The sequence below is a fragment of the Collinsella sp. AF29-7AC genome, assembly GCF_003475665.1.
GTDB lineage: Bacteria > Actinomycetota > Coriobacteriia > Coriobacteriales > Coriobacteriaceae > Collinsella.
In genome coordinates this window covers 178,725-185,090 of record NZ_QRQX01000001.1, presented here as the reverse complement: position 1 = coordinate 185,090, position 6,366 = coordinate 178,725, and the positions used below count along the sequence as shown (strand labels likewise).

General features: G+C 49.9%; 5 protein-coding genes. 1 reads left to right on the top strand and 4 read right to left on the bottom strand.

Annotated elements, in window-relative coordinates; genetic code table 11:
* Positions 1-34 precede the first annotated feature (34 nt).
* A complete protein-coding gene (locus DWZ15_RS00790; protein WP_147352296.1) occupies positions 35-670 on the bottom strand; it encodes a transposase in 636 nt (211 codons plus the stop codon).
* A 273-nt stretch (positions 671-943) separates the two neighbouring features.
* On the opposite strand from DWZ15_RS00790, the gene istA reads away from it, so the two are divergent.
* Complete coding sequence (istA, locus tag DWZ15_RS00780; RefSeq protein ID WP_118448653.1) at positions 944-1,750, top strand: IS21 family transposase; 807 nt, start codon at positions 944-946, stop codon at positions 1,748-1,750.
* 31 nt (positions 1,751-1,781) lie between these two features.
* Here istA and DWZ15_RS00775 read toward each other — a convergent pair whose 3' ends face one another.
* The 3 genes from DWZ15_RS00775 to DWZ15_RS00765 all read right to left on the bottom strand — a co-directional run bounded on the left by DWZ15_RS00775 (position 1,782) and on the right by DWZ15_RS00765 (position 6,116).
* On the bottom strand, positions 1,782-3,836 hold the full coding sequence (locus DWZ15_RS00775; protein WP_055252548.1) for a DUF2142 domain-containing protein: 2,055 nt from the start codon (positions 3,834-3,836) through the stop codon (positions 1,782-1,784).
* 724 nt (positions 3,837-4,560) lie between these two features.
* Positions 4,561-5,055 carry a lincosamide nucleotidyltransferase Lnu(C) gene (lnu(C), locus tag DWZ15_RS00770; protein ID WP_019543803.1) on the bottom strand — a complete coding sequence of 165 codons (495 nt, stop codon included), beginning with the start codon at positions 5,053-5,055 and terminating at the stop codon, positions 4,561-4,563.
* Between the two features lie 23 nt (positions 5,056-5,078).
* Positions 5,079-6,116, bottom strand: a complete 1,038-nt coding sequence (locus tag DWZ15_RS00765; RefSeq protein ID WP_002837184.1) for an IS1595-like element ISSag10 family transposase — start codon at positions 6,114-6,116, stop codon at positions 5,079-5,081.
* Between the last annotated feature and the right edge of the window lie 250 nt (positions 6,117-6,366).

Sequence of the window (6,366 nt, the reverse complement as noted above, 5' to 3'; positions counted from 1 at the left end):
GTTCCGCTATGCGGTTGTCAATTTGCGAAAGAAATTATGCGTCACCCTGTGGCACGCCGCCCCAGAACTCGTACATGTGCACGTGGCAGCGCAGCCAGGTGCGCTCCCTCATGTCCAGCGTCGGCTCGAAGTAGGCCTTCTGGCTGAACGGGAGCACGCCGACGAACAGGTAGATCTTCGAGACCTCCCCGGTGACCGGGTTCACCAGCCCCCTGCCGACCGTCGGGCCGGACCAGTCGACCTCGCAGGACACGCCGGCCTTGTGCTCGATGCGCTTGGTCAGGTTGTTCGCCACGGTGTAGTCCCCGTAGCGCTCGCAGAACCTGGTGTAGCCCATGGCGACCATGTGCTCGCGCGAGCACTTCGACTTGTACTCGTCGTGCAGCAGGCGCAGGTTGACGCCGACCTTCGCCATCTCGGCGTGCACGTAGGACCAGTCGGGCTCCTCGAAGACGCTCTCGCGCGCGTTGCGGTCGGGGTAGAACAGCTCGTAGACCCGCTCGTCCCCCATACCCTTCACCTGGTCCCAGGTGATGCCGCGATCGTCCGCAATGTCGAACACCTCGCAGACGCTGCCCATGGACATGTGCCTGGTCTTGGCGATCGACCTCCTCGACATGCCCTGGTCGCGGAGCTCCATTATGAGCTTCGCCCTTATCTTCCTTGCCATGTGGTTTCTCCTTCCGTGGATCGGTTGCATGGCAAGCCGATTCTACGGGCGGAGGAGGGGCGATACGGAAATGGCGGAACGGGCGATACGGAAGGAGCGAAACGTCTGGATGGGAAGCGATACGGAAAGCGCGAAACAGGTGCTACTCAGAGCGCGCAATACTCACCGCCCGCGGCGCGCTTCAGTACCGCTCGCATACGCGCCCGCGCCCCACCGGTCCGCCGCCTATACGATCGAGACGCCATACCGGTAGTCGAGAGAAAGGAATGGATCATGGCGAGAAGGATACCGGCGAGGGAGGTGCCCAGGCTGAGGTCGTCGAACCTATCGCTCAACGCGATCGCCGCCGCGCTGCACGCGTCGAAAGCCAGCGTCTCCGTCGTGCTCAGGGCCGCGGCCGAGCACGACGTCGCCTGGGAGGAAGCGGAACGGATGAGCGCCGGGGAAGTGTACGCCCGCCTGTTCCCGGAGCGCGAGCAGCCGGGGCCGGTGTACCCGGACCCGGATTGGGACGCGGTCCACGCCGAGCTCGCGAAGGTCGGCGTCACGCTCAGGCTCCTGCACGGCGAGTACCGCGAGGAGTGCGCCGCGCGGGGCGAGGCGGCCACGTCCTACGACCGCTTCTGCAAGCGGTACAGGCAGTTCACGGTCAGCAGGAACGTCGTGAGCAGGGTCGGCCGCAAGGCGGGCAGGAACATGGAGGTCGACTGGTCCGGTCCGACCATGTCCCTCGTCGACCCGGCGACCGGCGTCGTCTCGAAGGTCTACCTGTTCGTCGCCCGCCTGCCCTTCAGCAGGTACAGCTACGTCGAGCCGGCCCTCGACATGAAGCAGGACACCTGGCTGCGCTGCCACGTCCACGCGTTCGAGTTCCTCGGAGGCGCCACCCCGTGCATCGCGCCCGACAACCTCAAGACCGGCGTCACCGCCCACCCGAGGGAGGGCGAGGTCGTGCTCAACGCCGCGTACGAGGACCTCGCCGCCCACTACGGGTCGGCGGTCATGCCGGCGAGGGTCCGCAGGCCCCGCGACAAGGCGACCCGGCGTCGTCGACCTCCTCGGTCAGCCACTAGTCTATAACCAGCAGCTCGCCGCGTGGCTGGCCACCAAACTACCAGATTACTATGAAATAATACGAACATGCTGCGGAGAAAAAGACCATAATTGACGTAAGAAGCAGCATAGTTATTCTTGTCGTGCTTTCTTCCTTTATCAATTTGCCTGAATTACTGATCTGTATGCCCCCTGTAGAAAAAGAAGGGGCAAGCAAGGCAGCGTATAGCAACAGCGGAGTAAGGTATCGTGCTTGACAACCTGCAATGGTATCCGATCCAACTGATGTAAAGCTCACATATAAAGCCGTGCAAACAAGAGCAATCGATGATGCGACTATAGTAAGAACCCACAACCTACCACACAGGCTCAATCCAAAAGTCTTCGTTTTTGGACTATCAATTAAAGATCCAACGACGAGAACCGTAAAGGGCAAGGCTGAGCTCCATTGCAACACAACCGGAAGAGAGACGCCCATATAAGAGAATGAAAGCGAGTACATATCGGAATTAACAGGGGAAATATAGCCCAATATGAAGTTGATGAGCGTGTATGCGTAATCCAACGGATGAGAGAGAATATACGCGATTTGACCTGACGCACTAACATCAGATCCCCCGCGGGCATCCCCTGCTTGCGCATCAGCGCTAAATAGCATTGGCAACACAAATGATAAAACCATTACGAGCCCGAAGGCGACTACGAAACCGATATAGCGTTTGTAAGCGGTGCGCGAGGAAAACTTGGCTCGGGGCATAAGAAGTAGCAGACCAATGACTGGAAAGTAAATTGCCTTTGGAGCAAGCCCTAGGAATAACGCAGTGACGATTTTTAGCAGGCTTTTGATTGTAAGTCGCTCGAGCGGACGGCTAATTTCTCTCACTACCAAAGCAGCTGCAAGCATGAGAAATGACGTCACAACAGGATCATACGAATAATTTGAAGCGAGAAAAATACTCGTCGGAAGAAGACCAATGAGCATCATGGACAACTTTTTAGTAGGGATAATACGGATGGCGAAAGCAACAACTACTGCATATGAAATAAGGTTGCCCATCTTACCAAACATGAAGCTCACCAAAATTGGAACATGGAATACGCGAGCTACCCACAGACCGATTGCCGATGGAACATACCCGAATGTGGAGACCGTAGTGAGGCTGCTTTTCGATATGGGCGATGCAAAACTTGCCTGCTCCATATATTCGCCCGACTGTTCAGCAGAAGCACCCGCTTCAGCGACCTCATCCACCGACTCGCGGAGCAATTCATGGTCTAAATTCACCGCAGCCCAGGGCTTGGTGACGAGCAGTTGATCCGCGTATGAATACTCCGAATGTCCTAGGTATGACAAACCGAGAGCCCTGTCGTAATGAATCTCGTCATCCCAAGAAATCGCGGTTACCGGAGGTGCGATGAAAACTAAGAAAGATCCCAATAGTAGGCAAGAGCTGAGAAAAAAAAGCTCGACCCTTCCCTTCTTCCAGAAATAAAAGAACGCACCAACGCCGACAAGGAACAAGCAAATCAACAGATAAGTTAAACGACCCGCAACTACACCGATTATCTTAGAGACAAAGTAACTAGGCACCAAGCAAATTATTGCGACAAAGAGGGTCATCAGCGTGACACCCGGAATAGAGTAGACAAACAGTTTGCCAATAGACCTTTGATACGAATGCCCTGAAGGCCCGATCTTGGGAACCGCGGCGTACGAATTGGAGACATGTACGATTATGCAGCCCGAAATAGCGACGAAAAAGATTAGAATACGTCGCTTGCTCCAATCTGATAACTCTAACGGGGTAGACAACGGCGCTCCCCAAAGCGTAAACACCTCAAGAAGAATGGCACCTATAGCGCTTAACCCAATGATACAAGCGAGCATCTTGGGAGAAGAAACGCCATATTTGGTCTGTTTCGGAGTCCTAAGAAAGAAATGATACGAATAAGCAATGAGTACAGCTCCGACAAACGCAGCCAGGGCATAGACAAAAGCCGCGGAAGGACGTAGCTTGATAAAGGCCAGCGACGCAGCAGATAAAACGCCGACGAGCAACGCGGCAATTACCCCAATATCCGCCTTACTCAGATCGGCCTTCCCAATAGTCATCTTTCTTTATCCTCCAAACCTCAAGCGGGGCTAAGGGCAGTTTCAGAGTTTTCCCCTCACTTGCTATTCTGCACTGGTTAGTATCGATACAGCATGCCTGGGCTCAATCGATTTCTCATCATCTGATGATACAGTGAGCCCTCTTGGCTATTTGCTCATTCTCAAGTTCTTGTTCCAAGATTAGCAACATCCCGCGCAATTTTGAACGGCGCCTTGCAAGGCATGCCCTAGACGCAATAAATAAGATGAGAATTACACATGAAGCGGAAAACCAAATAATCAGAGAGGCAATGGTGCTATCCGCAGAAATCTCACCATTGCCTCCCTTGTACCATTCTGAGAAGGCCCAGCCGATAGTAGCTCCCGGAAAACCCATGCCACTGACATAAGCGAAACGATCTCGCCGTCCCCATTTGCGGCATCAAGCAGTGCAAGCAGGATTCTTACTTACTGCGCCAAACCAAGCTCCATCTTTTGAGGAGCCTCGGATGTGCAGCTTGAACAAAAAGAAATTCTAACCAAACGCCTCCCGGAAACTTTCTTATCGTTGTTACTCATTTTGAGCTCATACTCCGCACAGCCCAAAATCCCAGAATCGCCGTGACATCGTTTATGCGAAAGCATATCCGGGATTTTTATATTTGGCTATGTCACAACAAACAGTTGATAAATAGCCATTTTTATAGGGGAGTATCAGAACTCCCCTACAAACTGTTATTTGCAGTTATCTATACTCATTTGGAATTTCGATATGAAGTGTCTCACACAATAACTTCACATCATGTGCATCATTTTCATCAAACTCGTATCCCAGATGGAACATTACTTGACTATATGGTTCAATACAGGAAACCTCTATTTCCTCAATTCTTCCTTTACCCGAAAAAGTTTCTACCGGAAAACAATCCCCATCATAAAGAATTTCACCTTCGTCCGTATATTCAAAACAATGCAAATCAATAATTCTGTTTTTCAAATCTTCCCATACAGTATGGTTCAATGTTGTATATTCCATCTTAATCTCATAAAAGCCATTAGCTTTCATTATTTCTATAAAGTTCTGATAATCGTTCTTTTCTACAAAAATGTCAATATCATTATGGGCTCTTGACTGATATCCAAGAAGAGCATCTACACCCCAGCCACCATCAAGAAAGACTTTAATCTCCGCATCTATTGCAAATTGAAGAATCTGTTTTACATCTGTTATATTGACCATCTTATCATCTCCACAAATTCTAATTAGGCGACCAGAGGAACTGCTGGTCTGTTTGATAAATCTCTGCATTTAGCAGTTTTCAATGTTGCCAAAACGAAAGTTAAGAAGATGTTCCTTTTCTCCATGTCGCTTTCTTTGGCGTAATTTACAAGGTTATTCCACACAAGATAGTTGTTCAGATACTTGGTAGAAACACCGTTAAAGCCACGCATAAACCTCTTTAGCTGGCTATGGTAGCTATTGATATGTTGGATATTATAAATGCCTTTCTTGGCTTTGCCAGTCTTTAACTGCACAAGGTCAATGCCATTGGCATTTGTAAATCTCACATAGGAGTTCATCTTGTCCGTAACAAGAGTGGAATTGGTCTTAATCCTACCATCATAAATATGATGTAAATCTCTTGTAGAAACTCTACCAGTATTCGTAATCTTGGAGATAGACAAGCCATTCCTATTAACCGCACAAGGAACACATACCTTTTCTTGGGACAAGCCTCTGATATGTGTAGAATGACCACGCTTATGAGCCTTGCGTGGCATAGCAAATGTCTTACTCTTGCTATGATTGCCCTTGTACGAGATGGCGAAAAAAGTTTCGTCAGCCTCAATAATGCCGTCAAGGGTAACATCGTCTGCCATATTCTGAAGTGCATCCAAAATCTTGTGTCTCCAAAGGAATGCGGTGTTTCTGTGAATCCCACAAGCAACAGCAGTCTTACGAATGGATAAGCCATTCATCATACAATCAATGTACTGCTCCCACACGGACAAGTCTTTTCTTGTACCAGACACAATGGAGTTCGTAGCAATCACGAAGGACTTGCCACAATCCTTACATACATATCGCTGTGTGCCATCTTTACGATGACCATTGCGAACCACATGGATACAGCCACAAAGAGGGCATACACGACCATTTGCAAAGCGTTCCTTTGCTACGAAATCTTCAATATTCAAAGACTTTACAAAGGCAGGACTTAAAAGCATTGTTTTAAGGCTTTCCTGCTCTGCGACAGTCAACTTACCGATAATATCTAATGCGTCTTTGATAGTAGGCATATCCAATTACCTCCTTCGGTGGTACTGTTTCTTACTATTATTATACGCTATTTCTCGTCAAAATCAACCATTTGTTGTGACAGAGCCTTATATTTAATATCCCTAACACACTCCCCAACTCGCCTGCAGCGCTACGTATCTTCTTGATCGTCCAATCACTTCATAAGCGCAAGCTATTCAACGCGAGAATTCTCGCGGCGTTTCAGTTTGGGGATTTTTACCATGGTTGACTCGTCAGGAGATGACGAGT

Excerpts from the sequence above, each read along its gene's own strand:
- DWZ15_RS00790 (WP_147352296.1), bottom strand. The coding sequence starts at position 670 with ATGGCAAGGAAGATAAGGGCGAAGCTCATAATGGAGCTCCGCGACCAG.
- istA (WP_118448653.1), top strand. The coding sequence starts at position 944 with ATGGCGAGAAGGATACCGGCGAGGGAGGTGCCCAGGCTGAGGTCGTCG.
- DWZ15_RS00775 (WP_055252548.1), bottom strand. The coding sequence starts at position 3,836 with ATGACTATTGGGAAGGCCGATCTGAGTAAGGCGGATATTGGGGTAATT.
- DWZ15_RS00765 (WP_002837184.1), bottom strand. The coding sequence starts at position 6,116 with ATGCCTACTATCAAAGACGCATTAGATATTATCGGTAAGTTGACTGTC.